The organism is Saccharopolyspora sp. NPDC003752, from assembly GCF_053605825.1.
In genome coordinates this window covers 213625-239878 of the sequence record NZ_JBSGJZ010000009.1, presented here as the reverse complement: position 1 = coordinate 239878, position 26254 = coordinate 213625, and the positions used below count along the sequence as shown (strand labels likewise).

At 70.5% G+C, this 26254-nt stretch carries 28 protein-coding genes and 1 pseudogene; 22 read left to right on the top strand and 7 right to left on the bottom strand.

The window, feature by feature from the left end:
* The first annotated feature begins 316 nt into the window (after positions 1-316).
* The 10 genes and pseudogenes from ACWEV3_RS14995 to ACWEV3_RS14950 all read left to right on the top strand — a co-directional run.
* Entirely contained in the window at positions 317-1204 is an 888-nt protein-coding gene (locus tag ACWEV3_RS14995; protein ID WP_452614396.1) for an LLM class F420-dependent oxidoreductase, read from the top strand.
* On the top strand, positions 1201-1677 hold the full coding sequence (locus ACWEV3_RS14990; protein WP_452614395.1) for a nuclear transport factor 2 family protein: 477 nt from the start codon (positions 1201-1203) through the stop codon (positions 1675-1677). The genes ACWEV3_RS14995 and ACWEV3_RS14990 overlap by 4 nt, the downstream gene beginning before the upstream one ends.
* Positions 1670-2488 (top strand): SDR family NAD(P)-dependent oxidoreductase, encoded by an 819-nt coding sequence (locus ACWEV3_RS14985; RefSeq protein WP_452614394.1) that lies wholly within the window; start codon positions 1670-1672, stop codon positions 2486-2488. Before ACWEV3_RS14990 ends, ACWEV3_RS14985 begins: the two co-directional genes overlap by 8 nt.
* A 213-nt stretch (positions 2489-2701) precedes the next feature.
* A complete protein-coding gene (locus ACWEV3_RS14980) occupies positions 2702-3472 on the top strand; it encodes an SDR family NAD(P)-dependent oxidoreductase (protein ID WP_452614393.1) in 771 nt (256 codons plus the stop codon).
* A 28-nt stretch (positions 3473-3500) separates the two neighbouring features.
* Positions 3501-4256 carry an SDR family NAD(P)-dependent oxidoreductase gene (locus ACWEV3_RS14975; protein WP_452614392.1) on the top strand — a complete coding sequence of 252 codons (756 nt, stop codon included), beginning with the start codon at positions 3501-3503 and terminating at the stop codon, positions 4254-4256.
* Entirely contained in the window at positions 4253-4768 is a 516-nt protein-coding gene (locus ACWEV3_RS14970) for a nuclear transport factor 2 family protein (protein ID WP_452614391.1), read from the top strand. The genes ACWEV3_RS14975 and ACWEV3_RS14970 overlap by 4 nt, the downstream gene beginning before the upstream one ends.
* A 45-nt stretch (positions 4769-4813) precedes the next feature.
* Complete coding sequence (locus ACWEV3_RS14965) at positions 4814-5131, top strand: hypothetical protein (protein WP_452614390.1); 318 nt, start codon at positions 4814-4816, stop codon at positions 5129-5131.
* Between the two features lie 115 nt (positions 5132-5246).
* Positions 5247-6398 carry a PucR family transcriptional regulator gene (locus ACWEV3_RS14960; protein ID WP_452614389.1) on the top strand — a complete coding sequence of 384 codons (1152 nt, stop codon included), beginning with the start codon at positions 5247-5249 and terminating at the stop codon, positions 6396-6398.
* Positions 6399-6521: 123 nt separating this feature from the next.
* Positions 6522-7097 carry a nuclear transport factor 2 family protein gene (locus ACWEV3_RS14955; protein WP_452614388.1) on the top strand — a complete coding sequence of 192 codons (576 nt, stop codon included), beginning with the start codon at positions 6522-6524 and terminating at the stop codon, positions 7095-7097.
* Positions 7098-7102: 5 nt separating this feature from the next.
* Positions 7103-7276: pseudogene (locus ACWEV3_RS14950) on the top strand (helix-turn-helix domain-containing protein); the annotation flags it as partial.
* A gap of 27 nt (positions 7277-7303) precedes the next feature.
* Here ACWEV3_RS14950 and ACWEV3_RS14945 read toward each other — a convergent pair.
* On the bottom strand, positions 7304-8524 hold the full coding sequence (locus ACWEV3_RS14945; protein WP_452614387.1) for a PucR family transcriptional regulator: 1221 nt from the start codon (positions 8522-8524) through the stop codon (positions 7304-7306).
* A 143-nt stretch (positions 8525-8667) separates the two neighbouring features.
* Between ACWEV3_RS14945 and ACWEV3_RS14940 the strand changes: the two genes are divergently transcribed.
* The 4 genes from ACWEV3_RS14940 to ACWEV3_RS14925 all read left to right on the top strand — a co-directional run bounded on the left by ACWEV3_RS14940 (position 8668) and on the right by ACWEV3_RS14925 (position 14151).
* Positions 8668-10461: an FAD-binding dehydrogenase gene (locus ACWEV3_RS14940; RefSeq protein ID WP_452614386.1), complete on the top strand. Its 1794-nt coding sequence runs from the start codon at positions 8668-8670 to the stop codon at positions 10459-10461.
* Positions 10462-10667: 206 nt separating this feature from the next.
* A complete protein-coding gene (locus ACWEV3_RS14935; RefSeq protein WP_452614385.1) occupies positions 10668-11918 on the top strand; it encodes a sensor histidine kinase in 1251 nt (416 codons plus the stop codon).
* The gene (locus ACWEV3_RS14930) at positions 11915-12589 is read left to right on the top strand and encodes a response regulator (protein ID WP_452614384.1); all 675 of its coding nucleotides are present in this window, start codon (positions 11915-11917) and stop codon (positions 12587-12589) included. Before ACWEV3_RS14935 ends, ACWEV3_RS14930 begins: the two co-directional genes overlap by 4 nt.
* Positions 12590-12741: 152 nt before the next feature.
* Positions 12742-14151 (top strand): acyltransferase family protein, encoded by a 1410-nt coding sequence (locus ACWEV3_RS14925; RefSeq protein WP_452614383.1) that lies wholly within the window; start codon positions 12742-12744, stop codon positions 14149-14151.
* A 43-nt stretch (positions 14152-14194) separates the two neighbouring features.
* On the opposite strand, the gene ACWEV3_RS14920 is transcribed toward ACWEV3_RS14925, so the two are convergent.
* Genes ACWEV3_RS14920 through ACWEV3_RS14905 form a run of 4 tightly spaced genes read right to left on the bottom strand, consistent with a single transcriptional unit; the run spans position 14195 to position 17331 of the window.
* A complete protein-coding gene (locus ACWEV3_RS14920) occupies positions 14195-15043 on the bottom strand; it encodes an ABC transporter ATP-binding protein (protein WP_452614382.1) in 849 nt (282 codons plus the stop codon).
* Positions 15040-15441, bottom strand: coding sequence for a GntR family transcriptional regulator (locus ACWEV3_RS14915; RefSeq protein WP_452614381.1), 402 nt, complete (start codon positions 15439-15441; stop codon positions 15040-15042). Before ACWEV3_RS14915 ends, ACWEV3_RS14920 begins: the two co-directional genes overlap by 4 nt.
* A 55-nt stretch (positions 15442-15496) precedes the next feature.
* Positions 15497-16459, bottom strand: coding sequence for a hypothetical protein (locus tag ACWEV3_RS14910; protein WP_452614380.1), 963 nt, complete (start codon positions 16457-16459; stop codon positions 15497-15499).
* A complete protein-coding gene (locus ACWEV3_RS14905) occupies positions 16456-17331 on the bottom strand; it encodes an ABC transporter ATP-binding protein (RefSeq protein ID WP_452614379.1) in 876 nt (291 codons plus the stop codon). The genes ACWEV3_RS14910 and ACWEV3_RS14905 overlap by 4 nt, the downstream gene beginning before the upstream one ends.
* Before the next feature lie 271 nt (positions 17332-17602).
* Here ACWEV3_RS14905 and ACWEV3_RS14900 point away from each other — a divergent pair, with 271 nt between their 5' ends.
* Both ACWEV3_RS14900 and ACWEV3_RS14895 read left to right on the top strand, forming a co-directional pair.
* Positions 17603-17962: a BlaI/MecI/CopY family transcriptional regulator gene (locus tag ACWEV3_RS14900; RefSeq protein ID WP_452614378.1), complete on the top strand. Its 360-nt coding sequence runs from the start codon at positions 17603-17605 to the stop codon at positions 17960-17962.
* Complete coding sequence (locus ACWEV3_RS14895) at positions 17959-18930, top strand: M56 family metallopeptidase (protein WP_452614377.1); 972 nt, start codon at positions 17959-17961, stop codon at positions 18928-18930. The genes ACWEV3_RS14900 and ACWEV3_RS14895 overlap by 4 nt, the downstream gene beginning before the upstream one ends.
* A gap of 26 nt (positions 18931-18956) precedes the next feature.
* Here ACWEV3_RS14895 and ACWEV3_RS14890 read toward each other — a convergent pair whose 3' ends face one another.
* Positions 18957-20294 carry a multicopper oxidase family protein gene (locus ACWEV3_RS14890; protein ID WP_452614376.1) on the bottom strand — a complete coding sequence of 446 codons (1338 nt, stop codon included), beginning with the start codon at positions 20292-20294 and terminating at the stop codon, positions 18957-18959.
* 385 nt (positions 20295-20679) lie between these two features.
* Here ACWEV3_RS14890 and ACWEV3_RS14885 point away from each other — a divergent pair, with 385 nt between their 5' ends.
* The 4 genes from ACWEV3_RS14885 (at position 20680) to ACWEV3_RS14870 (ending at position 23815) form a co-directional block, all read left to right on the top strand.
* Positions 20680-20949 (top strand): metal-sensitive transcriptional regulator, encoded by a 270-nt coding sequence (locus ACWEV3_RS14885; RefSeq protein WP_093266475.1) that lies wholly within the window; start codon positions 20680-20682, stop codon positions 20947-20949.
* 73 nt (positions 20950-21022) lie between these two features.
* Positions 21023-22432: an MBL fold metallo-hydrolase gene (locus ACWEV3_RS14880; RefSeq protein ID WP_452614375.1), complete on the top strand. Its 1410-nt coding sequence runs from the start codon at positions 21023-21025 to the stop codon at positions 22430-22432.
* A 26-nt stretch (positions 22433-22458) separates the two neighbouring features.
* Entirely contained in the window at positions 22459-23043 is a 585-nt protein-coding gene (locus tag ACWEV3_RS14875) for a rhodanese-like domain-containing protein (protein ID WP_452614374.1), read from the top strand.
* 4 nt (positions 23044-23047) lie between these two features.
* Entirely contained in the window at positions 23048-23815 is a 768-nt protein-coding gene (locus ACWEV3_RS14870; RefSeq protein WP_452614373.1) for a sulfite exporter TauE/SafE family protein, read from the top strand.
* 143 nt (positions 23816-23958) lie between these two features.
* On the opposite strand, the gene ACWEV3_RS14865 is transcribed toward ACWEV3_RS14870, so the two are convergent.
* Positions 23959-24588 (bottom strand): class I SAM-dependent methyltransferase, encoded by a 630-nt coding sequence (locus ACWEV3_RS14865; protein WP_452614372.1) that lies wholly within the window; start codon positions 24586-24588, stop codon positions 23959-23961.
* Between the two features lie 435 nt (positions 24589-25023).
* On the opposite strand from ACWEV3_RS14865, the gene ACWEV3_RS14860 reads away from it, so the two are divergent.
* Together ACWEV3_RS14860 and ACWEV3_RS14855 are read left to right on the top strand one after the other, a co-directional pair.
* Complete coding sequence (locus ACWEV3_RS14860) at positions 25024-25233, top strand: heavy-metal-associated domain-containing protein (protein ID WP_452614371.1); 210 nt, start codon at positions 25024-25026, stop codon at positions 25231-25233.
* Between the two features lie 56 nt (positions 25234-25289).
* Positions 25290-26240 carry a hypothetical protein gene (locus ACWEV3_RS14855; protein ID WP_452614370.1) on the top strand — a complete coding sequence of 317 codons (951 nt, stop codon included), beginning with the start codon at positions 25290-25292 and terminating at the stop codon, positions 26238-26240.
* Positions 26241-26254: the final 14 nt, after the last annotated feature.

Below are 26254 nucleotides of genomic sequence, written 5' to 3'. Positions count from 1 at the left end.
CCCCGCCGACGGCACGAACGCGATTTCACGAGGAATTGCGCCACCATCGTTTCCGCAGGTGGTGCGCGATTTCGCGGGAAATGTACCGTCACCCGGGTGGACGTCGAACGCTCGCGAAGCCGACAGCGGTGATTTGCGCTCGGCGGCTCACCGCGCGCAGGTGAGCGCCGCAGGAATGCGGCCACTTCCCATCACTGTCCACATTGGGCATCGCACGCGTGATGCGCGCGGCGATGCCGGAGCGCGCGCCATCGTAACCAGAAAAACAAGCAAACGCTAGGTTTGTATTCTCGTCTCGCTCTCGTAGGATTCCGTTATGAGATACGCCGTAATGGCTCCGGTGGCGGCCGGCGTCACCGCCCGGCCCGATTGGATGGGCGAGTTCGCCCGGCACGCCGAGGCATGCGGGTTCGAATCGATCGTCGCGGTCGAGCACGCCGTCGTGGTCAGCCGGTATTCCAGCGTCTACCCCTACGCGAGTTCCGGGAAGATGGAGCTGGCCGACGACTGCGACATCCCGGATCCGCTGGACCTGCTGATGTTCCTCGCCGCGCACACGACCCGCATCGAGCTGGCCACGGGCGTGCTCGTGCTGCCCAACCACCACCCGGTGGTGCTGGCCAAGCGAGCGGCCACCATCGACGCGCTCTCCGGCGGCCGGCTGCGCCTGTGCGTCGGCATGGGCTGGATGCGGGAGGAGATCGAGGCGTGCGGGGCCGAGTTCGAGACCCGCGGGCGGCGGGCCGACGAGCAGATCGACGTGCTGCGCAAGCTGTGGGCCGACCGGTCGTCGACCGGTGTCGACCACGACGGCCGGTTCTTCTCCTTCGCCGGGGCGATGACCTACCCGAAGCCGGTCCGGCCCGGCGGGGTCCCCATCCACATCGGCGGGCACAGCCGGGCTGCCGCGCGGCGCGCGGGACGCCGCGGTGACGGCCTGCAGCCGCTCGGCGTCGGCGGCGCCGAGCTGCAGGAGCTCATCGACCTGATGCGGCAGGAGGCCGAAGCGGCGGACCGGGATCCCGACGCGCTGGAGGTCACGCTCGGGCACCTCGTCTCGGCGATCACCACCGAGAAGGCCGAGTCGCTGGCCGCGCGGGGCGCGAGCCGGATCGTGCTGCAGCCCACGCCGGCAACCGACCTGGCCGCGGTCAAGGACGAGCTCTCCGCGTGCGCGCAGCGGCTCGGCCTGGCCGGGCGATGACGCTCACCACGGCCGACCGGGTCGAGCTCGCCGACCTGGTCGCCCGCTACGCGGCCGCCGTGGACGCCCGCGCGTTCGCCGTGGCTGCGGCCCTGTTCACCGAAGACGCCGTGCTGGCGATGCCGTCCCCGCCCGCCGAACTCGGCCCGTCCGATGTCCACAGTGGCCGATCGGCGATCGCCGGCGCACTGCGCGCCGTCGAGGCTTTCGAACTCACCCAGCACGCGATCGTCGGCCAGGTCTTCGACGGCGACGGGCGGACCGCGACCGGCCGCATCGCGTGCATCGCCCACCACCTGGGCAAGCGGTCGTCGGGCGAGCCGATCAACCTCGTGTGGCACCTGCGCTACGCCGACGGCTACCGCAGGCAGGACGGCGCGTGGCGGTTCGCGCGCCGGGAGCTGTCCATCGACTGGATCGAGACCCGAACACCACGCCGCTCGCGCGTCCCCTCCTGGAGCGAAGATGACTGACCGACCACGGATCTGCGTTGTGACCGGAGGTGCGCTGGGCATCGGCGGCGCCATCAGCCGCCGGTTCGCCCGTGCCGGGGATCTCGTCGTGCTCAACGACGTGGACGGCGACGCCGCCCGCGCCGCGCGGCTGGAGATCGAGGCCGCCGGCGGTCGCTGCGTGGTCGTCGTCGGCGACATCACCGACGACGACGTGGTGGCCGAGACCGCCGGGGCGGCGCTGTCCGCGGGAGACGGCCGAGTCGACGTGCTGGTCAACAACGTCGGGGACTTCCGCCCGACGGCGTGGACGTTCGTGCGGTCGACGCCGGAGCAGTGGCGCCGGCTCTACGAGCTGAACCTGCACCACGTGTTCACCATGACCCACGCGCTGCTGCCGGCGATGATCGAGCAGCGTCGCGGTGCCATCGTGAACAACTCGACCGTCGAGGCCTTCCGCGGCATTCCGGGCAAGGCCGCCTACTCGGCGTTCAACGCCGGGGTCTCGGCGTTCACGAAGAGCCTGGCGGTGGAGGTCGGGCAGCACGGCGTCAGGGTGAACGCCATCGCGCCCGATCTCGCGGACACCCCGCAGACCCCCGCCGCCGCGATGCTGCGCGGCCGCGATCCCGAGCTGATCCGGACCTGGGTTCCGCTCGGCCGCTTCGGCGACGCGGACGACTACGCCGCGGCCGTGCAGTTCCTCGCCTCGGACGAGGCCTGCTACATCACCGGCCACACCCTGCCGGTCGACGGAGGCACGCTGGCCGCCTCGGGCTGGTACGGCCGCGCCGACGGCAAGGGCTGGACCAACTTCCCGAACAGCCCTTAGGGGTCGTTTCGGAATGGCTCCGACCGGCTCGTCCCGGAGGCACCCGGCACCTGACAGGCGGTGGCGGTTTCGCGCGAAACCGCCATCACGCCTCACGCGGAACGCCGCTTTCGCGCGAAACCGGCGCCCCGCACCCGAGCGACCACGTCGGCGCACATGCCCGCGCACCGATCTGGAACAACCACTCAGGCATCACGAACGGAAAGGGCGATCGTGACGGATTTCCAGGACAGGCACGGCGTCGCGGTGGTGACCGGCGGGACCGGCGGTCTCGGTACCGCGATCTGCCGGCTGCTCGCCGAACGCGGCGCCGGCGTCGCCCTGACCTACCGCAGCGACCAACGGGCCGCCGAAAACCTGGTCGCGGAGCTCGCCGAGCGCGGCGGGGTGGCCGCAGCGGACCGACTCGACCTCACCGACGCGAATCAGAGCAAGGTCTACCTGGACAGCGTCGTCGAACGCTTCGGCGCGATCCACACGCTCGTCCACGCGGCAGGTCCGCTGATCCCGCAGGTCCACCTCTCCAAGGTCGAACCGGCCGACTTCGCCAAGCACCTCGCCGCCGAGGCCGAGGCGTTCTTCAACGTCGTGCACGCCGCGCTGCCCGCGCTGCGCGCCAGCCGGGGCTCGATCGTCGCGATCACCACCGCGGCCACCCACCGCTACCCGGTCCGCGACGGGCTGTCCGCGGGCCCCAAGGGCGCCGTCGAGGCGACGGCCCGGGCGCTCGCCGCCGAGGAGGGCCGGTTCGGGATCCGCGTGAACTGCGTCGGCCCCGGCATGCTGACCGACGGCATGGCCGCCGAGCTGATGGCCAGCGGCGACCTCGACGAGCGGGCGCTGGAGGTCACCAAGCGCAACATCCCGCTGCGCGCCTTCGGCAGCGCCCAGGACATCGCGGAAGCCGCGTGCTTCCTCGCGTCGGACCGCGCGAAGTTCATCACCGGGCAGAAGCTCGACGTGGACGGCGGATACGGCGTCTGACCACCGACTACCCCTTCGAGGAGCACCCGTGCCGAACACCGCTCAGCCCACCATCGACCTCGGTTTCACCCCTGGAGACGTCCTGCTGGTCAGCGGCGCCGGGAGCGGGATCGGCGAGGCCGTCGCCCTCCGCGCCGCGGAGCTGGGGCTCGCCGTCGCCGCCTGGGATCTCGACGAGAGCGCCGTCGCCGCCACCGTCGACCGGATCACCGCGTCCGGCGGCAAGGCCCTCGCGGTCACGGCCGACGTCTCCGCGCCGGCCGAGGTCGAGCGGGGCTTCGCCGAGAGCCGTCGCCTCGGCGAGATCCGCTACCTGGTGAACAACGCCGGGCCTTCCTCCGCCGGGAACCTCGACTTCGACGAGGGCGTCCGGATCGCGGTCGGCAGCGTCCGGTTGATGACCGAGACCTGGCTCGCCGGCGGGGTTCCCGAGGGTGCCGCGCTGGTGAACGTCTCGTCGCTGGCCGGCAACCTCATCGGCACGGACTCGCCCTGGTACTGCGCCGCCAAGGCGGGGATCGCCGGCTACACCAGGCATCTCGCCACCTACCGGAACGCCGAGGTGCGCAGCAACGCGGTCGCCCCGGGCATGACCGACACCCCGCGGCTGCAGGGCTTCGTGCAGAGCGAGGTCGGGCAGCGGTCGTTGGAGAAGAACCCGATGAAGCGGATGGCGACCGGTGACGACATCGCGTGGGCCGCGCTGTTCCTGCTCTGCCCGCTCGCCTCCTACATCAACGGCGTCCTGCTGCCGGTGGACGGCGGCTGGACGGTGACCCAGTGACCGATCCGCTGACCGGGCTGCTGGACGGGCAGCGGATCCGCGAGGTCGTGCTGCGCTACTGCCGCGGGATCGACCGGCTCGACTTCGACCTGGTGCGCTCGGCCTACCACCCCGGCGGCATCGACCACCACACCGGATTCGACGGCACGGTCGACGAATACGTCGAGTGGGTGCGTCCCCTGCTCGGCGGCTTCACCGGCACCATGCACATCGTCGGCAACCACCTCTGCGAGCTGCACGGTGACCAGGCGGTCGCCGAGACCTACGGGACCGCCGTCCACTGGGGATCGCCGGAATCCGATCCGCGGCGCAACTTCATCAGCGGCTTCCGCTACGTCGATCACATGGCCAAGCGCGACGGGCGGTGGGCGATCGTCGAGCGGTTCGCGGTGCGCGAGTGGACGCACTCGACGGTGGGCGCACAACTCGCCCCGGAAGGCGACGGACCGCGCGGGAGCCGGGACGCGGACGATCCGTACTACGTGCTGGCCCGGCGCATCCAGGAGGGCTGAAGCCGGGCGGGACCTCGGCATCACACGCGTCTCTAGGCTGCGCGCGTGAACCTCTACGAGTTGGTCAACAAGGTCGAAGCCGTGTCGGCGAACTACGCGCGCAAGTACGGCGTCGAACGGGACGCGACGTGGTTCCTGCTGAAGCTCCACGAGGAGCTCGGCGAGCTGACGCAGGCGTTCCTCATGATGACCGGACAAGCGCGGGACAAGGGGAAGAGCCCGGAAGAGCTGGCGACCGACTTCCGCGCGGAGGTGGCCGACGTGCTGTGCCAGGTGCTGCTCCTCGCCCACCACCACGACGTCGATCTGGCAGCGGAGGTCGCGCGCAAGTGGCTGGTGTGGAACCCCGCGCCCCCGTCCTGATCAACGGCCGCCGTGGCTTCGGCGAGCCGTGGCGTCACTACCATCACCGTCACGCCCGGGCGTTGGCCCGGGGTTGGGAGGCACCGGTGCCCGGCGTGACGACTGGTGAAATGCCATGAAGGACGAGCAGTTGCGCATGTCGGAACTGGCGTCCGATGCGCTGTCGGTGTTCCGGGTCATCTCGTACTTCGACGCCCTCAGCGAGTCCGCTGCCAACGCCGACGCCATCGTGCGGTCCGCGGCGCTGCTCGCGGAGTGCCCGGTCGGCGCGCAGTGGGCGTCGGGCCCGGTCATCAGGTACGGGGGCTTGGGCGACCCGCTCGACGAGAGCCGCCTCGCGACGCCGACCGCCGCGGATCCGGCTGTCTGGCTCGAACGCACTGCCGCCGAGCACCCGCTCGACTCGCTACTCCTCGATCGGCTTCAGCATGCCTTGCGCGTGGCGGCGCAGCGGTCGGCGGTGCCTGCCGGTCCGCGGTTGGGGCATCCGGCACTGCTGGAAGTGGTCCTTTCCGACAAGGAAAGGCGCGAGGACCGGGTTCGAGCGGTGGGATTGCTCGGGTTGGACGCGACCCGGCAGGTCCGCGCGATGGCGGTCTCCACCGCGTCGAGCAAGGCGGCGCTGGAATTGGTCGCGCGCAGCTGCCCAGGTCGCCTCGTTCACTCGGTCGCGGTCGGGAACCTGACGGCGATGCTCCTGCAGGACGACTGCGACGACCGCCGGCTGGCCGATGATCTGCACGCCGCGATCGTCGCCGAGCGTCCGATGGCTCCGGGCTGCGCCGATGGCGACCGCGGCCCGTGGGTGGGGATCGGCCAGCGCATGAGCGTGTACGCGGCGCCGGCGTCGTGGCAGCAGGCGCGTCGAGCGCTGCGTTTCGCATCGTCCACCGGACATGGGCGGCGGGCCGTGTCGTACGGGCGGCTGGGTTCGCTGGAACTGCTGGCCGAGCTCCCCCTGAAACGTCTGCTCAACGATCCGGATGCGGCGCGGATCAATGCGATCGCCACGTCCCCGGCCGGCGAGCAGGAGGTGTCCACGCTGGAGGCCTACTGCGTGTTCGGGTCGCTCCGGCGCACCGCCGAGGAAATGCACGTGCACCACAGCACCGTCGCCGCCAGGCTCGCCCATCTCGAAGCGGAGATGGGCTGGGACCTGGCGGACCCGATGGACCGGTTCAAGGCGACGTTGGTGCTCATGGTCCGCAGGGTGACGCTGTCGTCGACGGAGCTGGCCGCGTCGGAGGTGTTCGGCGAGACGTTCTGAGCCGCGTCGCCCGACGCTCGTCGGGCGGGCCGGGGGAATCTGCCGACGCGCATCGGATGATCCACCGGTGCGTCCCGGGCCACCATCTGGCGTGACATCCGTTTCCGCGGAAAGGAAATCCACGTGGCCGTCATCGATCCCAACCGCACCTGGGAAATGCTCGAGAACCGCCTCGCCGTCACGACCAACGAGCGGCACCGCGTCGTCCTCGGCATCGTGCTCGAACACATGAAGGCGGAGGCCGAACCGAACCTCGACCGCCTGATGGTGACGTTGAGCCCCACGCCCGACTACCACTTCTGGAACGGCGGGAAGGACGTCGGCCCGAAAGGCTACGACGGGGTGCGGACGTACTACGCGAACTTCCTCGCGACGCGGACCAACATCCTCGAGTTCACCTTGGACCGGCTGGTCGTCGACGACCACTGCGTGGTCACCGAGGGGTACCTGAAGCAGATCTACCCCGGTTCGTACGCCGCCCAGAGCGGCATCCCGGTGGACGACGAGTCGGCCGACTACCTCGTCGTCCACCGGCAACTGATCTTGTGGCCGGTGGACGAGAACGGCCTCGTGCAGGGCGAGGACTCCTACAGCTCCGGACCCGCCAGCGTCACCAAGCTGTCGTTCGACCAGCTGCCGCAGGAGTACATCGATCTCGTGCACCCCGCCAGCGACCGAGCCGCGCCGACCGGAGCCTGAAGCCGGTGGTCATCGGCAGCAGCGCCCGGCTGCTGGAGACCCGGAAGACCTTCCTCGACAGCGGCGCGTCGTGGACCCGAACCGCGGCCGCCATGCACCTGCACGTCAACACCGTCCACTGCCGGATCGAACGGGTCGAAGCGCTCACCGGTCGCCGGGTGGCGAACCTGCACGACCGAATCGACCTGCACTCCCTGGCGGGGGAATCAGTGCGGGGTACGGGCGATGAGGGCGGCTCGCAGGTGCGCCGCGTCCGTTGGGTCCGCGGGGTTCAGGCCCGTGAGTTCGGCGACCTTGCGCATCCGGTAGTCGACCGTGTTCGGGTGGACGTGCAGTCGGCGGGCGGTGCGGCGCCGGTTCAGGCCCGTGCCGAGGTGGGTGCACAGCGTTTCCAGCAGGTCTGGTTCGTCCTCGATCGCGCGGAGCTTTCCCGCCAGCACGTCGCGGGCCGGGCCGGGGCGGGTGAGCTGGTAGTCCAGCGCTAGTTCGTCGAGCGTGTAGATCCCCGGTGGACGCCCGGCCACCGCGAGCCGGCGCAACTCGTGCGCGGTCCGCGCGGCTTCGGGGATACCGGGGACGGACGCCGATACCGCGCCCACCGTCACGTCGGCGCCCGCCGCCGCGCCCGCGGCCAGGACCAGGTCGTGGACGCGCCGGTCCGGATCGGCCGCGTCGTCGCGGGCCAGCAGCACCACCCCGCCGTGCTTGTTGAGCCGGGACAGCAGCGGTTGCGGCGACCGGCGTTCCAGTTCCGCGCGGAACCGGCGGAGCTTCCGCCACCGCGCCACGTCCGCGTTGGTGCCCGGCGCGGACTCGTCCGGATGCGCGGCGATCTCAACGTCGAGCACCGCGTAGCTGTCTGCCAACCGGATCCCCAGCCGGGCCGCCGCGTCGATCGAGTCGCCCCCGGTCAGCAACGCCGCCAGCAGGTCCTGCTTAGCGGCGTGCGCATCGGCCAGGAAGGTGTCCCGCTCCTGGAAGTACACGGACGAGGCCACCGAGGTGATCTCGCGCAGGTAGCGGAGCACGAGGTCCACCACCCCGACCAGGGCGTGCATGTCCTCGGGCCGGGCCTGCGCGCTGAAGTGCTCCCACGCCACCCGGACACCCACGTTGTGCGCGTTGAGCACCGCCTCGATCGGCACGCCCTCTTCGGCCCGGTGCAGGATGTCCTCGCGAAGGTCGGTCAGCGACTTCGGGTCGGGGGCGCCGCCGTTGCGCAACATCCGCCCGACCATCGCCATGCCCCGCTCGATGATCCGGGTGATGTCCCCGCGCAGCTCCTCCTCCGGCAGTTCGGCGTACGCGGGCAACTCGGCGATCACCTGCGCGAGCACGGCGGGCACCAGCGCGGGCGCGGCGGCGGCGAGCACCTGGTGGAGCGGTTCGCCGCGCCAGCGGAGTTCGACCGCGTTGGATTCGATCACAACGATGACCTCCCAAGACTGGAGAACTCACCACCACCACTCCCCTCGTGCGGGGTCCAGCATGGTGACCAGAACCTTACCCAGAGGTAACTTGCGGTCGGCCGCACGTCGTCAGGGAAGATCGAACGGCAACAGGGGATGCTATGAACTCTCGCGGGAACGGCCGGATCAGCCGGCGCTCCGTGCTCATCACCGGTGGTGCGGCCGCGGTGAGCGCGGCCTTGCCCACAGCTGCCGCAGCCGCCGCACCGCACCCCGCCTCGGGTGCCGATGCCGACGCGATCGTCGTGGGCGGCGGCCTGGCGGGGCTGGTGGCCACCGCGGAGCTGGCGGCCGCGGGCCGCAAGGTCCTGCTCCTGGACCAGGAACCCGAAGCCAGCCTCGGCGGGCAGGCGTTCTGGTCGCTCGGCGGGCTGTTCTTCATCGACTCCGCGGAGCAGCGGCTGGCGGGGATCCGCGACTCGCTGGAACTGGCTCGCGCGGACTGGTTCGGCAACGCCGGTTTCGACCGCGGCACCGAGGACCCGCTGGGCGAGGACTACTGGGCTGCCCGCTGGGCCGAGGCCTACCTGGAATTCGCCGCGACGGAGAAGCGGTCCTGGCTGCACGGGATGGGTGTGCGGTGGGTGCCCATCGTCGGCTGGGCCGAGCGGGGCGGCCAGCTCGCGGACGGACCGGGCAATTCGGTCCCCCGCTTCCACCTCACGCTCGGCACCGGCCCCGGCGTCATGGAGCCGTTCGAGAAGAAGGTGCGCGAGGCCGCCGCGCAGGGCCTGGTCTCCTTCCGGTTCCGCCACCAGGTGGACGAGCTCACGATCACCAACGGAGTCGTCGACGGCGTGCGGGGCGGTGTCCTGGAGCCCAGCGACGCGCCGCGCGGCACGCCGAGTTCCCGCACCAGGGTCGGCGATTTCGAACTGCACGCGCCGGTGGTGATCGTCACCTCCGGCGGCATCGGCGGCAACCAGGACCTCGTCCGGCAGAACTGGCCGGACCGGCTGGGCGCACCGCCGAAGCGCATGGTGACCGGCGTGCCGGCCCACGTGGACGGCCGGATGCTGGCCATCAGCGAGCGGGCCGGCGCCCGGCTGGTCAACCGCGACCGCATGTGGCACTACACGGAGGGACTGGCCAACCACAGCCCGATCTGGCCCGACCACGGCATCCGGGTGCTCGCCGCGCCGTCCTCGCTGTGGTTCGACGCGCGCGGCCGCCGGTTCCCGAATCCCGGCATCCCGAGCTACGACACCCTCGGGACGCTCAAGCTGATCAAGGACACCGGCTACGACTACTCGTGGTTCGTGCTGAACCAGCGGATCATCGACAAGGAGTTCGTCCTCTCCGGTTCCGAGCAGAACCCGGAACTGACCAGGAAGGACCTGGCGGGCTACCTGGCGAGCAGGCTGCTGAACTCGACTCCGCCACCGGTCAAGGCGTTCCAGGACCGGGGCGAGGACTTCGTCGTCGCGCGAACCCTGCCGGAGCTGGTGGCCGGGATGAACCGGCTGGCCGGTGCGGACCTCGTGGATCCCGGCGACCTGGAGCGCCAGATCGTCATGCGGGACCGCCAGGTGGACAACAACTTCACCAAGGACGAACAGATCATGGGGATCCGCAACTCGCTGGCCTACTCCGGCGATCTCCTCGCGCGCACCACGCCCCTGCACAAAATCCTGGACCCGGACGCCGGCCCGCTGATCGCCATCAGGATGAACATCCTGACGCGCAAGACGCTCGGCGGCCTCCAGACCGACCTGTCCGGCCAGGTCCTGGACGCGCGAGCCGTCCCGATCCCCGGGCTGTACGCCGCGGGCGAGGTATCCGGCTTCGGCGGCGGCGGGGTCCACGGCTATCGCGCGCTGGAGGGCACTTTCCTCGGCGGCTGCCTGTTCTCCGGCCGCCAAGCGGGCCGGGCCGCGGCTGCGGCAACGGCCTGACCCGGCCGTCGAAGCGCTGGTGCGGGCGACCTCGGCCGCCCTCACCAGCGCACAGCTCCGGCCGACCGCGTTCGGGGCGTGTGCTGTCGCAGGTCGAGGATTTCGGCCTGCCGCTGCTGGGCATCGCGGTCGAGTGCCGGACCGGTGTTGCGCAGCGGGTACGCTCGTGGAAGATCTCTACGAGCTGTGGAGTTGAGCCTCCCCCGATGGCGAAGTCCAAGCGCAGGCGCGATCCGGATGAGCAGCCGCGCCCCCAGGTGAAGCCCGTTGTCTGGGTTTGGGCCGTGCTCGGTGTTCTCGCGCTGGCGCTGGCAGCCGTGGCGGTCCCCGTCAACGCCGTGGTGCTCGGGATGCCGTTGATGTTGGCGTTCTTGCTCAGCATCGCCCAGGCCGGATCGATCGGCCTCGCGCCCTTCTACCCGCGGTCGGCGACCGTCATCTCCTGTTCGGCCGTGTTCCTGCTCGCGATGGCGGCCCGCAGCGACGATCCCGCGGCAATCTGGCCGGTCTCGGTGACGACGCTGATCGGTCACGGGCTGCTGATCAGCGTGCTCGGCGTGCACCAGGCGTGGCCGGCCGGCCTGCGATGCTGGCTCGGTGGCGTCGCGGCAGCTGTCGGCGCTGCCGTGCTCGTGCCGCAGAGCGTGCCGGCGAATGCCGTGGCGGGAAACCTCATCGTGTTCGGCGCGGTCACCGGTGGCGTGTTCGGCGGGGCGCTGGTGGTGCGGCAGTGGCGGCAGATCTCCTCGCAGCTCGTGCAGGAACGCAGGCTCAGCGCGGATGAACACGCCAAGCGCGTGATAGCCGAGGAGAAGACGCGGATCGCCCGCGAACTGCACGACGTGATCGCGCACAGCATGTCGCTGATCAACGTGCAAGCGACCACGGCGCAGTACCGGCACCCGAACCTCGACCCGCGTCTCATCGCGGAGTTCGACGAGATGGCGGCGGCGTCGCGGCAGGCGTTGGGCGAGATGCGCAGCGTGCTGGGCGTGCTGCGCAACGGCCAGACCGGCGGCGAGCTGGTTCCGCAGCCGGGTTTGGCCCGCATTCCGGAGCTGATCGACAGCGCAGGCCGCGCGGGCGTGGACGTTTCCGCGCACGGCACGGAATTGCTGGAAGACGGGACGGGCAGCGAAATCGCGGGCATCGCGGCGTTCCGCATCGTGCAGGAAGCGCTGAGCAACGTGACCAGGCACGCCCCCGGCGCGCGCACCGAGGTGCATTTCGCCCGCTCCGGCGGTGAGCTGACGATCACCGTGCGCAACAGCGCCCCGGACCGGGCGGTGACCCCGGTTCAGGGCGGCGGGCACGGTCTCGTCGGCATGCAGGAACGGGCCGCGATCGTCGGCGGGAACGTCCACTTCAGACATCTCGATGACGGCGGCTACGAAGTACGCGCGGTTCTCCCGCTGCACACGGCCGGAAACGATTCGCAGGAGCGGGAAGACCAATGACCATCAAGGTGATCGTCGTCGACGACCAGGCCATGGTGCGCGCCGGGTTCGCCGCCCTGCTCGACGCCCAGCCCGACATGGAGGTGGTCGGCGAGGCGGAGAACGGCGCGCGCGCGATCGAGATCAGCCACGCCCGCCACCCGGACGTCGTCGTGATGGACGTGCGGATGCCGGTGCTCAACGGGATCGACACGACGCGGCAGCTGATGCACCCGCCCGCGAGCGTCGGGCACGTGCCGCGCGTGCTGATGCTGACGACCTTCGACATCGACGACTACGTGTACGAGGCGATCCGGGCGGGGGCCAGCGGCTTCCTGCTCAAGGACGCGCTGCCCGCCGACCTGGTTTCGGCGGTGCGCGTGGTCGCCGGTGGCGAGGCGCTGCTGGCACCGACGGTCACGCGCAGGATGATCGAGCACTTCGCCCGGTCCGCCCCGCCGCGCCAGAAGATCGCACCGCGACTGGCGGCGCTCACCGAACGGGAGCGCGAGGTGCTGCTCCTCGTCGCGCAAGGGCTTTCGAACAGCGAGATCGCCGGCGCGTTGTTCATCACCGAGCAGACCGTGAAGAGCCACGTCAGCCGCATCATCGGCAAGCTCGGGGTCCGCGACCGGGTGCAGGCCGTCATCGCCGCCTACGAATGCGGCCTGGTCTCCGCCACCGGCACGTGATGGGCCCAGTACCGGGGAGGTAGTGGGCGCCCCACCCCCTACCGCGGTAGGGGTTCTGAATGCGCTCCCGGGACGGACGCGATCAGGCCGCCGAATTCATACGCTTTTTCCGGTCCGGAATTCGTCCGGACTCATTCACGGAAGAAGCGACAGTGGCCAATCTGCGCACACCTTTTGCACCGGCACCGGCACCGGCACCGCCCGCCGGCCCAGGACCATCCCGCGACCGGGTCCTGGACCTGGTCAGGTCGGCCTGCCTGGTGGTGGTCGTCGTCCTGCACGCCATGATGGCGGGCATCGAGGTCAGCGCGTCGGGCATCCAGATCACGAACGCCCTGGAGAACCAGCGGTGGTTCACCCCGGTCTCCTGGATCATCCAGGTGATGCCGTTGTTCTTCGTCGTCGGCGGATTCGCGGGCATCACGCAGTGGCGCCGAATGCGCGACGCCGGTGCGGCGCCGGCCGATTTCGTCCGGGCCCGCCTCACCCGGCTCGCCCGGCCCGCGCTGGTCGCGTTCTCGGTGATCGCAGGCGCGCTGGCGCTGGCGAGCGCGGCCGGGGTCTCGCCGGACCTGCTCGCACAGGTCGGGTTCCGGATGGGCCAGCCGATGTGGTTCATCGGCGTCTACCTGGGGACGTCCACGCTGGTCCCGCTGATGTGCCGGCTGCACGAGCGAGCGCCGCGGGCGGCGCTTGCGCTGCTCGTCGCGTCCGCGCTCGGCGTCGACGTGCTGTCGATCGCCACCGCTTCGCCGCAGATCGGGTTCGTCAATCTCGCGTTCGTCTGGCTGGCCATCCAGCAGATCGGGTTCTGGTACGCCGACGGCTGGTTCCGGTTCCGGTCGAACAGCGTGCTGCTGGGTGTGGCGCTCGGCGCGTTCGCGTTGCTGCTGACCAATACGACCACCGGTCCCTACCCGGCCGACATGCTGGCCAACCTCAACCCGCCGACCATCAACCTGGTGCTGCTCGGCGTCGTCCAGGTGTGCCTGCTGTCGCTCATCACCGCTCGCCTGGCGGTCCTCATGGGACGGCCGGGCCTGCGCGCCGCCGTCGACGTGATCGGCAAGCATTCGCTGACCATCTACCTCTGGCACATGCCCGCCGTGGTGCTGCTCGCCGCCGTGCTGCTGGTGCTGGGATTCCCCTGGCCGGAGCCGCTCGGCGCCGCGTGGTGGCTGACCCGGGGCCCGTGGTTGGCCGGGATCGCGCTGGTCCTCATCCCGCTCGCCGGCCGACTGGGCCGATTCGAGCGCGGGACCACCGGGCTTCCTCGTCGCACGCCCGGGCTCGCCGCAGCCGGTGTGGTCATCGCCATCGCGGCCATCGTCACGGTGCTGGTCGCGGGATTCACCACCGTTTCAGCAACGACCGCTGCGCTCCTGCTCCTGGTAGCGCTGCGCCTGCAACACTCCTCGAAGCGTTCACCGGTCGTCAGTAACGCGCGCGACCGCGATCAGACCGACGCCACCGGACACGTCCATTGTGGACCCATGCTCGACGTTCCGGCCGCCGGAGGAGTCGGCACTGTCCAATTGCGACAGGGATCCCCCGGGACGTGAAAGCCGCTGCAGCGGTTGACCTGCCCGGGTCCGATCACGGTGATCAGCGACTTCCCTGCCGGGCCCGCAGGTAGTCCGTCACGAGCCCTTCGAGCTCCGGCCGCTGCCCCTCCCAGCCCGCCGCGAGCGAGCCCGGGGTGCGCACGAGCGAGCGCTGCTGGCGGCCCGTTCGCCTCGTGTGGATCACCGTGCCGGTGACCGAGGATCCGTCGTCGGCCGGGCCGATGACGTCGAGGTGGTCGTCGAGGATCTCCTCGACATCACCGTTGAGCAGCACCTGCCCGGCGTGCAGCAGCATGAGGTGATCGCACACGTCGCGCAGCTCGCCGAGAAAGTGCGAGGACAGCACCACCGTCATCCCGCGCTCGGCGACATCGGTCATCACCAGCCGGAGGAAGTCCTCGCGGGCGAGCGGATCGAGATCCGACATCGGCTCGTCGAGCAGCAGCAGCTTCGGCAGCCGACCGAGGCAGAGTGCGAGCGCGAGCTGGGTGCGCATGCCCTGCGACAACGAACTGACGCGGCTGCTGCGATCCATCTCCGGGTGCGCGGCCAGCGCCTCCTCCACTCGCTCCGGCGACCACCGGTGGTTCACGGCACCCACCGTCCGGATCATCTCCGCGATGGTGAAGTCCTTGTACAGCGGGCGGTGCTGCGGCAGGTACGCCGCGTCCGGGTGCAGGCGGCCGCGCACCTCGTCACCGAACACCCGCACCTGCCCGGCCGACGGCCGGATCAGTCCGGCCGCCAGCCCGAGAAAGGTGCTCTTGCCCCCGCCGTTCGCGCCGACCAGCCCGATCACCTTTCCCTCGGGCAGTTCGACGGTGCAGTCCCGGAGCGCCTGCTTCCGGCCGTAGCTCTTGGACAGCCCGGTGGTGCGCAACGCGCTCATGATGCGTTCGGCCCCTCAACGTGGAAATGCTCGTCTCGGACGGCAGTGTAGAGCGCGTCGACGGCCTCCACGGCGAGACCACCGCTCTTCGCGCGGCTCATCCAGTCCTCCAGATCGCGTCGCAGCGGCGCTTCGACGGCGGTCAGCTCGCTCGCCAGCGAACGCGTCACGAAGGTTCCCACCCCTCGCCGGGCCTCGACCAGGTCTTCGCGCTCGAGTTCGCGGTAGGCCTTGAGCACCGTGTTCGGATTGACCGCCGTCGCCTCCACAACTTCACGCGCAGTGGGCAGCCGATCACCGGGCCCCAGCAGGCCCAGCCGCATGGCCTGCTTGACCTGCTGCATGATCTGGACGTACGTGGTGACCCCGGAACGACGGTCGATCCGGAACTCGATCATACGGCCCAGCATAATCCGCCCCGCTCATCCGAGCGCGGAACCCGGCGCCGCCGGATCAGTGCTGCCGTTGCAGCGTCCACGCGGTTCCCACCAGCAGCAAGACCGCGACGAGGCCGAACACGGCGAACTCGGCCAGCTGCAGACCCGGCGCCGCGGACGGGTAGACCACGTCGGCGAAGCTCCCGGTCAGACCCTTCTCCGCGTAGCAGGCGCCAAAGTCCACACCAATCGGGCAGGAGGTCACGTCCGACGACTCGGGGCGCAGGAGCTGCCCGCCTTTGCCGAGGAAACCGGAGTCCAGCACCATGGCCCCGGGCTCACTGGGCGTCGCACTGATCGTCGGGTCGGACGTGGTGAGGCGCTGCACCGGCAAGAAGTTCGGGGCGACGTTGGTCACCACGACGCGCAGTACGACCAGCGTGCCGAGCGTGGTGGACAACGCCATCAGCGAACGCCGCATGGCCGCGCCCAGCAGCGCCCCCAGGGCGAAGCTGAACAGCAGGTGCACGACCGGCATCGGTCCGGTGCTGTCGAAGCTCAGCCACTGGAACGGGCCGCTCCGCAACGGGCCCAGCAGCCCGGCGGCCGCCACCCACCGGGCGACGAGCAACTGGAGCACCACCACCACGACGACGGACGGCAGCAGCAGCACCGCCACCTTGGTGATCATCCAGCGGAGCCGGCTGACGGACTGGGTGAAGGCGAGCACGTGGGTGCCGTGCTCGATCTCCCGGGCGAACAACGGCGCGGCGAAGAACGCACCCAGCAGCACCGGGAGCGCGAAGACCACCCCCTGTCCGACCTTGATCAGATCGAACCATTCCTTCTGGAACTCCACCCGCATCTGCGCGCAGTCGGGGGTCTTCTCGCGGATCGACAGGCACGCCTGCAGGCCGTACTCCTCGATGTCACCGGTCATGCTGGCGTGCAGCACCAGCACGGTCGCGCTGCCGAGCAGCAGCAGGGCGGCCAGGGTGATCAGCTGTGCGCGATGTTGCCGCCAGGCGACCCAGATCATGCCGCCACCTCCGCGTTGTAGTCGTTGTTGCGCATGTAGGCCAGCGCGATGTCGTTCAGCCGGGGCGCGTGCTCCCGCCACCCGGATGCTGTCACCGGCCCGCGCCGCTTGGTGATCAGGATCTGCTCCTGCCCGGAGTGCACGCTGTCGACGACGTCGCCCGGCGCAACGGGCAGCTGCCCGGCTCCCCGCAGAACGCGGTGCCGGGCAACGAGATCGGCGACCGACCCGTCCAACCGCACCCGGCCGCCGCCCAGCAGCACCAGGTGGTCGCAGACCGCTTCGAGTTCTTCCAGCACGTGCGAGGACAGCAGGATCCCGATGCCGTGCTGCCGGGATTCCTCCTGCAGCGTGCGCAGAGTCGCCTGCCGAGCCAGCGGGTCCAGCTCGGCCAGGGGCTCATCGAGCATCAGCAGCCTGGGACGCTTCCCCAGCGCCAGCGCGAGCGCCACCCTGGTGCGCTGCCCGCCGGAGAGCTTGCCGACCTTGGCGTCGAACGGCACCTCCGCCGACCGGACGAGCTGCTCCGCGTACGCCTGGTCCCAGCGGGTGTTCATCCGCTCGGCGAAGCGCAGCGTCTCCGACACGGTCAGGCCGGCGTAGAGCGGCTTCTGCTGGGTCACGTAGGCCACTTCCTCAGGCGCACCGGTTCCGCTGGGCCGCCGCTCGAACACCTCGATGTCGCCCTCGGTCGGCTTGAGCAGACCGGCGGTCAGACCCATCAGAGTGCTCTTGCCCGCCCCGTTGTGGCCGACCAGCGCGACCACCCGGTTCGGGGGCAACGACAGCGAGCAACCGCGCAGCGCCCACCCGCGGCGATATCTCTTGCCCAGCTGGTGCGTCCGCACCGCGGGCACCTCTCCTGCATTCATGGTCGCCCTTCCCGGTCAAATAACTATTTCACCAGTTATCTAGTGAAACAGTACACCAGGCGGGAGCGCGTTGTTCGCCGAACCGCCGAATCCCCGGCCGGTCCCCGCGGACCGGAAGCGGCAATCCCCTTCGCCACCAGCGGGATCCACGTCCGTGGGGGAAAACCCTCCGCCGCGCGAGCCCCGTTGAGCTGATCGCGGGAACGCCGCAGGCGTTCACGTGCGCACGGGGCGGACCCGTATCCTCGGCCGCAGGAGCAGGAGGTTCGGCATGCAGGGTCTGGGAGAGCTCGAAGGCGCCGTGATGGACGTGCTGTGGCAGTCCGCGGAGCCGATGACCGTCCGCGAAGTCCTCGCGGAACTCAACAACACGCGCGATCTCGCGTACACGACGGTCATGACCGTGCTCGACAACCTCCACAAGAAGGGGTGGGTCGAGCGGGAGCTGCACAACCGCGCATACCTCTACACCCCGGCCGAAGCCCGCGAAGCGGCAGCGGCCCGGGCCATGCGCGAGCTGCTCGAATCCAGCGGTGATCCGGAGGCCGTCCTGCTGCACTTCGCCCAGTCCGCGTCCGAAGACGAAACGGCCGCCCTGCGGCGGGGCCTGCGGCGGCGGTCCCGGCGATGATCCTCGCGTTCGCCCTGCTCGTCGGCGTCGGCATCGTCGTCGGCTACTCCCCCGGCCCGCTGGACCGGATGATGGCGCGGCGAATCGATCCCCAGGTCGTGCTGGCGACCTGGGTTGCGCTGGTGGCGACGACGTTCCTCACGGTCGTAGCCGCCCTGGTCGTGGTCCTGCTGCCCGCCCACGGACCCACATCCCTGCTCATGGAGTTGGTCCACCACTGCTTGACCGCAGTGCAGCACGGTGCGCTCCCGCAGTTCCACGCGGTGACGGCACTGCTGCTCCTGCTCGGTCTCGCCAGCGTGCTGCTGCTCGTCAGCGTCAGGCTGATGCACCACGTTCGGCGGCAACGCCGGATGCACCAGCGGCAGCTCGAACTGCTGCGGGTCGCCGCGCAGCCCGAGGCCGGCCCGTTCCCCACCATGTGGCTGCCGCACCCGAAGCCCCTGGCCTACAGCGTTGCCGGAACGCCGGCATTCGTGGTCGCCACCGACGGCGTCCGGGACGAACTCTGCGCGGACGACGCCGCCGCAGTCATCGAGCACGAACGCGCCCACCTCCACGGGCGCCACCACATGCTGGTCGGCCTGGCCGAAGCCCTCGCTCGTTCGGCACCGTGGATCCCGCTGATGCGCCACTCCCCCGCCCTGGTGCGCACGGCCGTCGAACTGGCCGCCGATCGCGCCGCGGCGCGCCTGCACGGTGCCGGCTCCGTGCGCTCGGCCCTGCTGATCATGTCGGGTTGCCACGGCGGTCCGGCCACTCCCCAGCACGCCCTGGGCATGGCCGACGGCGCCGTCGCCCTCCGCTTGCACCACCTCGAATTCCTGGGGCCCTGCGCACCACGAGCCAAGCGCGCGCTGGCCTCCGGCATGGCGGGGCTGACCGCCGCACTCCTCCCGGCGCTCGCGGGCCTGGGCATCCTCGCCAGCCTCGCGATGATCACGTGCCCCATCCTGTTCGAGATTTGAGCCGCATCGGCGGAGCCCGTGATTTCTCAAGCCTGGTAGGAAATCGTCGTCATCATGCCGGCTTCGCCGTGGTAGGCGTTGTGGCAGTGGATCATCCACTGGCCGGGGTTGTCCGCCTGGAAGTCCACCTCCAGCGTCTCCATCGGGCGCACGATCGAGGTGTCCTTCCGCGGCCCGGCATCCCGCCCGGTCACCACTTGGTACGTGTGCCCGTGCAGGTGCATCGGGTGGAACATCATCGTCCTGTTCACGAAGCGCAGCCGGACGCGCTCGCCCTGGCCGACCGGAAGTGGCCGGCGCTCCTCGAAGGTCTTGCCGTTGATGGTCCACCGGTATGGGACCGACATGTCCATCCCCAGCTCCAGCGCGTGCGTGCGATCCGGCCCCCGCGCCGGTAGCCGGACCGACTCCGCAGCGACGAGAGACCCTGCGGCGAGGAGCCGGCCGTCCAGCTCCGCCGGACGCACGTCGGGCGCCGGTGGCGTCCCGGATCCCGTGCGCACCAAGGCGAGCCCTTGCCCCCGCTTGCCCTCCGCGGACGCCACGAGCGGGAAGACTCCATCGCCCGCGATGATCACGGCGTCGTAGCGCTCACCCATGCCGATCAGCAGCGAGTCGGTCTCCACCGGCTGCACCGGGAACCCGTCGGCGTGGGTGATCACCATCCGGTGGCCACCGAGCGCCACGCGGAACGCGGTGTCCGACGCCGCGTTGATGATGCGCAACCGCAGCCGCTGACCCGGCCGGGCGCCGATCGTGCTCGGCGCGGTCGGCACCCGCCCGTTGATCAGGTAGTGCGGGTAGTCCACATCGCCGGTGTCCGACCCCAGCGGGCCCGCGTTTCCGTGATCCATACCGCCCATGCCCATGCCCGGCATCCCGCCGTGGTCCATGCCGCTCATCTGCATGCCCTTGGCCGTCAGCTCGGCGAGCTTCGCATCGGGGTCTCCGGCAACGCCGTCCAGCCAGTCGTCGAGGACGACGACCGCCTCGGCGTCGTACCGCCCGGGCTCGTCGGGATCTTCGACGATCAGCGGCGCGTAGAGCCCGCGGTCGAGCTGCACGCCGACGTGCGGGTGGAAGAAGTAGGTCCCCGGGTCCGGCGCGGTGAACTCGTAGTCGAACTTCGTGCCGGGCCGCACGGCTTCCTGGGTCACGCCGGGCACGCCGTCCATGTCGTTGCGCATCGCAATGCCGTGCCAGTGGATGGAGGTGTCCTGCGGGAGCTCGTTGACCAGGCTCGCCCGGAGCACCTCGCCTCGCCGGAGCCGGATCTCCCCGCCAGGCAGCCGATCATCGAAGGTCCAGGTCGCCACCTCGGGACCGCCGAGGTCCACAATGCTCGGTCGCGCACGCAGGTCCACGTTCACGATTCGCGCGTTCGCCGCGCGACGCGCGCGCTCGGATTCCAGCACCTGCGGGCCTGTCGGCGAGACCGGTGCCGGTGCAGCGGTGGTCGAGCAGGCCTGCGCCACGCCAACGGCGGCAAGCCCTGCTCCTAGCCCCAGAAAACCCCGCCTGCTCAGGGCACGGGGGCGAAGCACGCCGTCGGACGAATTCCCACCAACACCACCACCATCATCGATGCGCATTGCGACCTTCCGGAACCACGAGCAGACAACTACTAAGATGGATAGTACATATCGGCCCGGGAGGGCCGACCCGCTCGAAGCCGGCCGCCGTGCGTCCCGTCACATCCTGCCCAATCGGGTACCCCCCGGGGTATGGTTAACACAGGAGGAGAGAGACATGCAGATGAAACCCGAACTCCTGGGCGACGCCCTGGTCCGCCTCCGGCGCGCGCAGGGCCAGCTGGCCGGCGTCATCGAGGCGATCGAAGAAGGCGACGACTGCGCGGCGGTGCTGACCCAGCTGGCCGCCGTTTCCCGTGCCCTGGACCGCGCCGGCTTCAAGATCGTGGCCAGCGGCATGCGGTACTGCCAGCAGGCGCGGGACAACGGGGACGAACCCCCGATGACCGAGCAGGAGCTCGAACGGCTCTTCCTCGCCCTCGCCTGACAACCGGCGCGACCTCGCCCAGCGCACAGGTGCGCCCGAACCATACCCCCCGGGGTATCGGAGGTGAATCGAAGTGACAGCAGCGCCCTCACGACTCGCCGGGCTCCGCGTCGAGGTCGTCGAAACCTCGTCGCTTGGCGACCGCAGCTACCTGGCCACCGACGGGCGGCGCGCGGTGGTGATCGACCCCCAGCGCGACGTGGACCGCATCATCGCCCTCGCCGGCCGGCTGGGCACGCGGATCGCGCTGGTCCTGGAAACCCACGTCCACAACGACTACGTCTCCGGCGGCCTGGAGCTCGCCCGGCTGACGGGAGCCGAGTACGGCATCGCCGCGGCCGACGACGCGCCGTTCACCCACCGCCCGCTGCGCGACGGCGACCTGCTCGACGTCGCCGACGGTTTCCGGGTGCGCGTCGTGGCCACGCCCGGGCACACCTTCCACCACCTCTCGTACGTGCTGGAGAGCGACGGTGCACCGGTCGGCGTGTTCACCGGCGGATCCCTGCTCTACGGCACGACCGGGCGCACCGATCTGCTCGGCGCGCAGCACAGCGAAGAACTCGCCCGGCACCAGCACAGGTCGGCCCGGAAGCTCGCCGACCTGCTGCCGGAGGGCACCCAGATCTGGCCCACGCACGGATTCGGCAGCTTCTGCTCGGCGACCCAGGCCGACGGCGACTCGTCGACGATCGGCGAGCAGCGTTCGGCCAACCCGGCGTTGTCGCTGGCCGAGCAGGACTTCGTCGACACCACCCTGGCCGGTTTGGACGCCTACCCCGCCTACTACGCGCACATGGGGACGCGCAACATCGCCGGCCCCGAGCCGCTGGACCTGCGCGCACCCGCCCAAGCGACGCCAGCAGACCTGGCCGAACGCTTGCGGCGCGGTGAATGGGTCATCGACCTGCGGTCCCGCAAGGCCTACGTCGACACGCACCTGGCGGGCACGATCAGCCTCGGCCTGGACGGGCCGATGGCCACCTGGCTGGGCTGGATGATCGACTGGGGCGCGCCGATCACGCTCGTCGGGGAGTCGAGCGAGCAGGTCGCCGACGCGCAGCGGGAGCTCGCCCGCATCGGCATCGACCACTTCGCCGCCGCCGCGACCGGGCAGCCCGCGGAGCTGGCCGCCGACGAGTCCCAGCTGGTGAGCACCCCGACCGCCACGTTCGCCGAACTGGCCGTCGCGTTGGCAGGCGCACCCGGCGAGCTCCCGCGCGCCGACGTCGTGCTGGACGTCCGGACCAACAACGAATGGCGCGCCTCGCACGTCGAAGGCGCCGTGCACATCCCGCTCTACGAGCTGGCGGACCGGCTGCCGGAGATCCCGGCCGGATCGGTGTGGGTGCACTGCGGCAGCGGGTACCGGGCGACCGCCGCGGCGTCGCTGCTGGAATCCGCTGGGCGGACCGCCGTCATCGTGGACGACGCGTTCGCCGCCGCGGGCCCGGCCGGGGTTCCCCTGGTCACCGCGGCATGACGACACATTTCGACAGAAGGAGGACCATGACCGGCCCATTATCATCCACTGTGGATGTTTCCCGCGCTCGCGCGCTGCTCGAAAGCGAGCCCCGGGCGCGGCTGATCGACGTGCGCACGCCCGGCGAGTTCGCCGCCGCGCACATCCCCGGCTCCTACAACGTGCCGCTCGACCTGCTGCGGGAAGCCGACCTGGCAGCCGGGCACGAAGACCCGCTGGTGCTGGTGTGCGGTTCCGGCGTCCGGGCCGAGGACGCCCGCACCCTGCTCGCCGCCGCCGGGCTGGGCCGGCCGACCGTCCTCGCCGGCGGCATCAACGCGTGGGACCAGCAGGGCGCCCCGGTCGCGCGCGGAACCGGCAAGTGGGCGATGGAACGCCAGGTGCGGCTGGTCGCCGGATCGCTGGTCCTGACCGGCGTCCTGGGCAGCGTCGTCGCCCCGAAGATGAAGTGGCTGGCCGGATTCATCGGCGGCGGGCTGACGTTCTCCGCGCTGAGCAACACCTGCGCGATGGCGCGGGTGCTCTCGCTGCTGCCGTACAACCGGACCCCGGCGCAGGACGCGCCGATGCTGCTCGCGGCGCTGACCGCGGACGACACACCGGCCCGCTGAAGCGATGCTGCCTGCCGTCGTTTTCGGCGTCGTGATCGGCCTTTCGGTGGGCCTGCTCGGCGCCGGTGGTTCCATCCTGGCGGTCCCGGCGCTCGTCTACGGTGTCGGGCAGCCGCTGAGCACCGCGATCCCGACCGCGTTGGTGGTGGTGGCCGCGTCGTCGATCGGCGGGTTGTCGTCCCGGGCCCGGCTGCGCGCAGTGCAGTGGCCGGTGGCGCTGGTGTTCGGCGCCGCCGGCCTGCCGGGGACCTTCGCAGGCACGGCGCTGGGCCGGGAGTTCCCGCAGCGCTGGCTGCTGTTGGCCTTCGCGGCGCTCATGGTCGTCGTGGCCGTGCGCATGTTCACCGGCAACGACGAGCACACGGGCGCGTGCCGGATGCCGGATGGCGGTATCGATCACCGCCGCTGCCTGCCGAAGTCGGCAGCGGCCGGAGCCGGCGTCGGCGTGCTCACCGGGCTGTTCGGCGTCGGCGGCGGCTTCATCGTCGTCCCGGCGCTGTCCGTGCTGCTCGGCCTGGCCGCGCCGCAAGCCGTGGCCACTTCCCTGGTGGTGGTGCTGATCAACGCGAGCAGCGGGCTGCTCGCGCACATCGGCACCGCGGGCAGCATCGAGGTGGGCGTGCTGATCGCGTTCGCCGGCACTGCGATGCTCGTGTCGGTGGCCGCAGGCAGGTTCGCGGCTCGCCTCCCGGCAACCACCGTCCGCCGCGCGTTCGCCTGCGTCGTGCTGGCCGTCGCGCTGGGAGTGGGCATCTCGTCCGGACTCGGCTGAGGGCTGAGCACGGCACCCGGACCGGGCTTCGCAGCGATGCGGCGCTTTTCGTTCGTGGAACCTCGTCCGCGAGATTCGGTGGACGGGCGATGAACCGTCCGTTGTCGAGCAGGAGCAGGTTTCGTCGAACGGGAGCGCGCGGATCAGGCCGCGGGCTTGCGGGCGACGAGCCTCTCGACGATCCCCAGCTTGAAACGATCATGCTGCTCGATGCCGAACCCGGCGGCCTGCACGTGCTTGATGGGGCGACGCCGGAAGTTCTCCCCGCCCACCGGGATCGTGACGACTTCCAGCAACCGTTGCACAACCCGAGCCGGCCACGACGTGCTCACCACGTGGTCGGCCAGGAGCAACCGTCCGCCCGGCCGCAGAACGCGCTTCATCTCCCCGACGGCCACCCGATCGTCCGGAATCGCGCACAGGGAGAACGTGCAGACCACGGTGTCGAACGAGGCGTCCGGGAACTCGAGCCGCTGGGCATCGCCGATGCTCAGCGCGACCTCCCGGCCCGCCTCTTCCGCACGACGGCGCGCGTGGTCGAGCATGCCCGGGCTCAGATCGACCCCGGTGAGCCGCACGTCGTCGGGGTACCAGCCGAGGTTCAGCCCGGTACCGATGGCGACTTCGAGGACCTCCCCTTCGGCTTGCCCGCACAGCCACTGCCTCGTGTCGCCGAAGAACTTCCGATCCATGAACCCCATCTGGCGGTCGTAACCGCGGGAGTGCCGGTCCCAATAGCGCCGCAGCCGATCGAGGTTCGCCTTGCCCGGCATGACAGTCTCCGTCCTGGTCGCACGTGAGCACCGCACTGACACGGCCAAACTACTCACAACGACCGGGCAGCGCCCAGAGGACGACCACGATGAGGTCGTACCCGGTTTCCATCCGGGCCCGGCGCGAGTTCGCGCGCCCGATCTCCGGAATCCACATCGGACGCGCGCGGAGCGTCGCCTGGACGACCGGATCAGATGGGCAGCGTGAAGCGGGCGATCGGACTGCGCAGCCACGAGATCAACTCCCATACTACTACGAATCTTAGTAAATGCCGCGGCGACCGGATCGACCAGCGGGCAACCCGTCCGATCGAACAGACCCCGCAGACTTGACCGACATACCCCATGGGGGTATAAATCTGGTGTCGCGCCAATACGGCTACCCCCTAAGGGTAGAAGCGACTGACCGAACGACATGACACCGAGGAGCTCCTGATGGCCGAGTCCACCTACACCGTTGTCGGCATGACCTGCGGACACTGCGTGCAGTCGGTGACCGAGGAGGTCGGCAAGATCGGCGGCGTCTCCGACGTGGCCGTCGACCTGCCCACCGGCTCCGTCACCGTGACCAGCGCCGACGCGATCAGCGACGCCGACGTGCGGGCCGCCGTCGAAGAGGCCGGCTACGAGCTGGCCCCCAGCTGACCTCCACCCCCGATCGGGCCGGGCTCCCGGCCCGGCCACCAGCACAGCGAGGAATCATGAACACAGCAGGCAAGCTCTCCGCCTACGGTGCGGCGCTCGCCCTGGTCGCCGGTGGCGCCTGGGCGACCGGTACCGCTGTCGGTCCCTTCACCGCCATGTCCGCCCCGAGCGGTCACGGCGACATGCCCGGCGGTGAGGTCGCCGGGCACGGGGACACCCACAGCGGCACCGTCGCGGAGACCACCCTGCCCGGCGGACTGACGTCGTCCAGGGGCGGCTACACCCTCGCGCCCACCGACACGACGCAGGCCACCGGCACCACCGAGCCCTTCTCCTTCCGCATCCTCGGCCCGGACGGCAACGCGGTCACCGGGTTCGACGTCGAGCACGACAAGCGGATGCACCTCATCGTGGTGCGCCGCGACACCGCGGGATTCCAGCACCTGCACCCGGAGATGGCCGCGGACGGCACCTGGACCGTCCCGCTGGACCTGCCCGAAGCCGGCAGCTACCGCGTCTTCGCCGACTTCACCCCGACCGGCGCCGCTCCGGCCACCCTCGGCACCGACATCGCCGCCGGCGGGGCCTTCGAACCGCGCGACTTCGCTCCTTCCCGGGTCGCAGAGGTCGACGGCTACCAGGTCCGGCTGGACGGTGAGCTCGTCCCCGGCCAGGCATCCCCCGTCCGGCTCGCGGTCGCCAAGGACGGCCGGCCCGTCACCGACCTGCAGCCGTACCTGTCCGCCTACGGACACCTGGTGGCACTGCGCGAAGGCGACCTGGCCTACCTGCACGTGCACCCCGAGGGAGCGCCCGGCGACGGCAGGACGGCACCCGGCCCGGAGATCGACTTCGTCGCGGAAGTGCCCACCGCTGGTACCTACCGGCTGTTCCTGGACTTCCAGCACAACGGCGTCGTGCGCACCGCGGAGTTCACCGTGGACGCCGCGGGCGGCACCACCCCGGAAACCCAGCGCGGTGACGGCCACGCAGGCCACGACGGCTGACCGAAGAGATTGAG

Coding starts and splice junctions, on each gene's coding strand:
- ACWEV3_RS14995 (WP_452614396.1), top strand. CDS start 317: ATGAGATACGCCGTAATGGCTCCGGTGGCGGCCGGCGTCACCGCCCGG.
- ACWEV3_RS14990 (WP_452614395.1), top strand. CDS start 1,201: ATGACGCTCACCACGGCCGACCGGGTCGAGCTCGCCGACCTGGTCGCC.
- ACWEV3_RS14985 (WP_452614394.1), top strand. CDS start 1,670: ATGACTGACCGACCACGGATCTGCGTTGTGACCGGAGGTGCGCTGGGC.
- ACWEV3_RS14960 (WP_452614389.1), top strand. CDS start 5,247: ATGAAGGACGAGCAGTTGCGCATGTCGGAACTGGCGTCCGATGCGCTG.
- ACWEV3_RS14940 (WP_452614386.1), top strand. CDS start 8,668: ATGAACTCTCGCGGGAACGGCCGGATCAGCCGGCGCTCCGTGCTCATC.
- ACWEV3_RS14935 (WP_452614385.1), top strand. CDS start 10,668: ATGGCGAAGTCCAAGCGCAGGCGCGATCCGGATGAGCAGCCGCGCCCC.
- ACWEV3_RS14930 (WP_452614384.1), top strand. CDS start 11,915: ATGACCATCAAGGTGATCGTCGTCGACGACCAGGCCATGGTGCGCGCC.
- ACWEV3_RS14920 (WP_452614382.1), bottom strand. CDS start 15,043: ATGAGCGCGTTGCGCACCACCGGGCTGTCCAAGAGCTACGGCCGGAAG.
- ACWEV3_RS14915 (WP_452614381.1), bottom strand. CDS start 15,441: ATGATCGAGTTCCGGATCGACCGTCGTTCCGGGGTCACCACGTACGTC.
- ACWEV3_RS14910 (WP_452614380.1), bottom strand. CDS start 16,459: ATGATCTGGGTCGCCTGGCGGCAACATCGCGCACAGCTGATCACCCTG.
- ACWEV3_RS14905 (WP_452614379.1), bottom strand. CDS start 17,331: ATGAATGCAGGAGAGGTGCCCGCGGTGCGGACGCACCAGCTGGGCAAG.
- ACWEV3_RS14900 (WP_452614378.1), top strand. CDS start 17,603: ATGCAGGGTCTGGGAGAGCTCGAAGGCGCCGTGATGGACGTGCTGTGG.
- ACWEV3_RS14895 (WP_452614377.1), top strand. CDS start 17,959: ATGATCCTCGCGTTCGCCCTGCTCGTCGGCGTCGGCATCGTCGTCGGC.
- ACWEV3_RS14885 (WP_093266475.1), top strand. CDS start 20,680: ATGCAGATGAAACCCGAACTCCTGGGCGACGCCCTGGTCCGCCTCCGG.
- ACWEV3_RS14875 (WP_452614374.1), top strand. CDS start 22,459: ATGACCGGCCCATTATCATCCACTGTGGATGTTTCCCGCGCTCGCGCG.
- ACWEV3_RS14870 (WP_452614373.1), top strand. CDS start 23,048: ATGCTGCCTGCCGTCGTTTTCGGCGTCGTGATCGGCCTTTCGGTGGGC.
- ACWEV3_RS14865 (WP_452614372.1), bottom strand. CDS start 24,588: ATGCCGGGCAAGGCGAACCTCGATCGGCTGCGGCGCTATTGGGACCGG.
- ACWEV3_RS14860 (WP_452614371.1), top strand. CDS start 25,024: ATGGCCGAGTCCACCTACACCGTTGTCGGCATGACCTGCGGACACTGC.
- ACWEV3_RS14855 (WP_452614370.1), top strand. CDS start 25,290: ATGAACACAGCAGGCAAGCTCTCCGCCTACGGTGCGGCGCTCGCCCTG.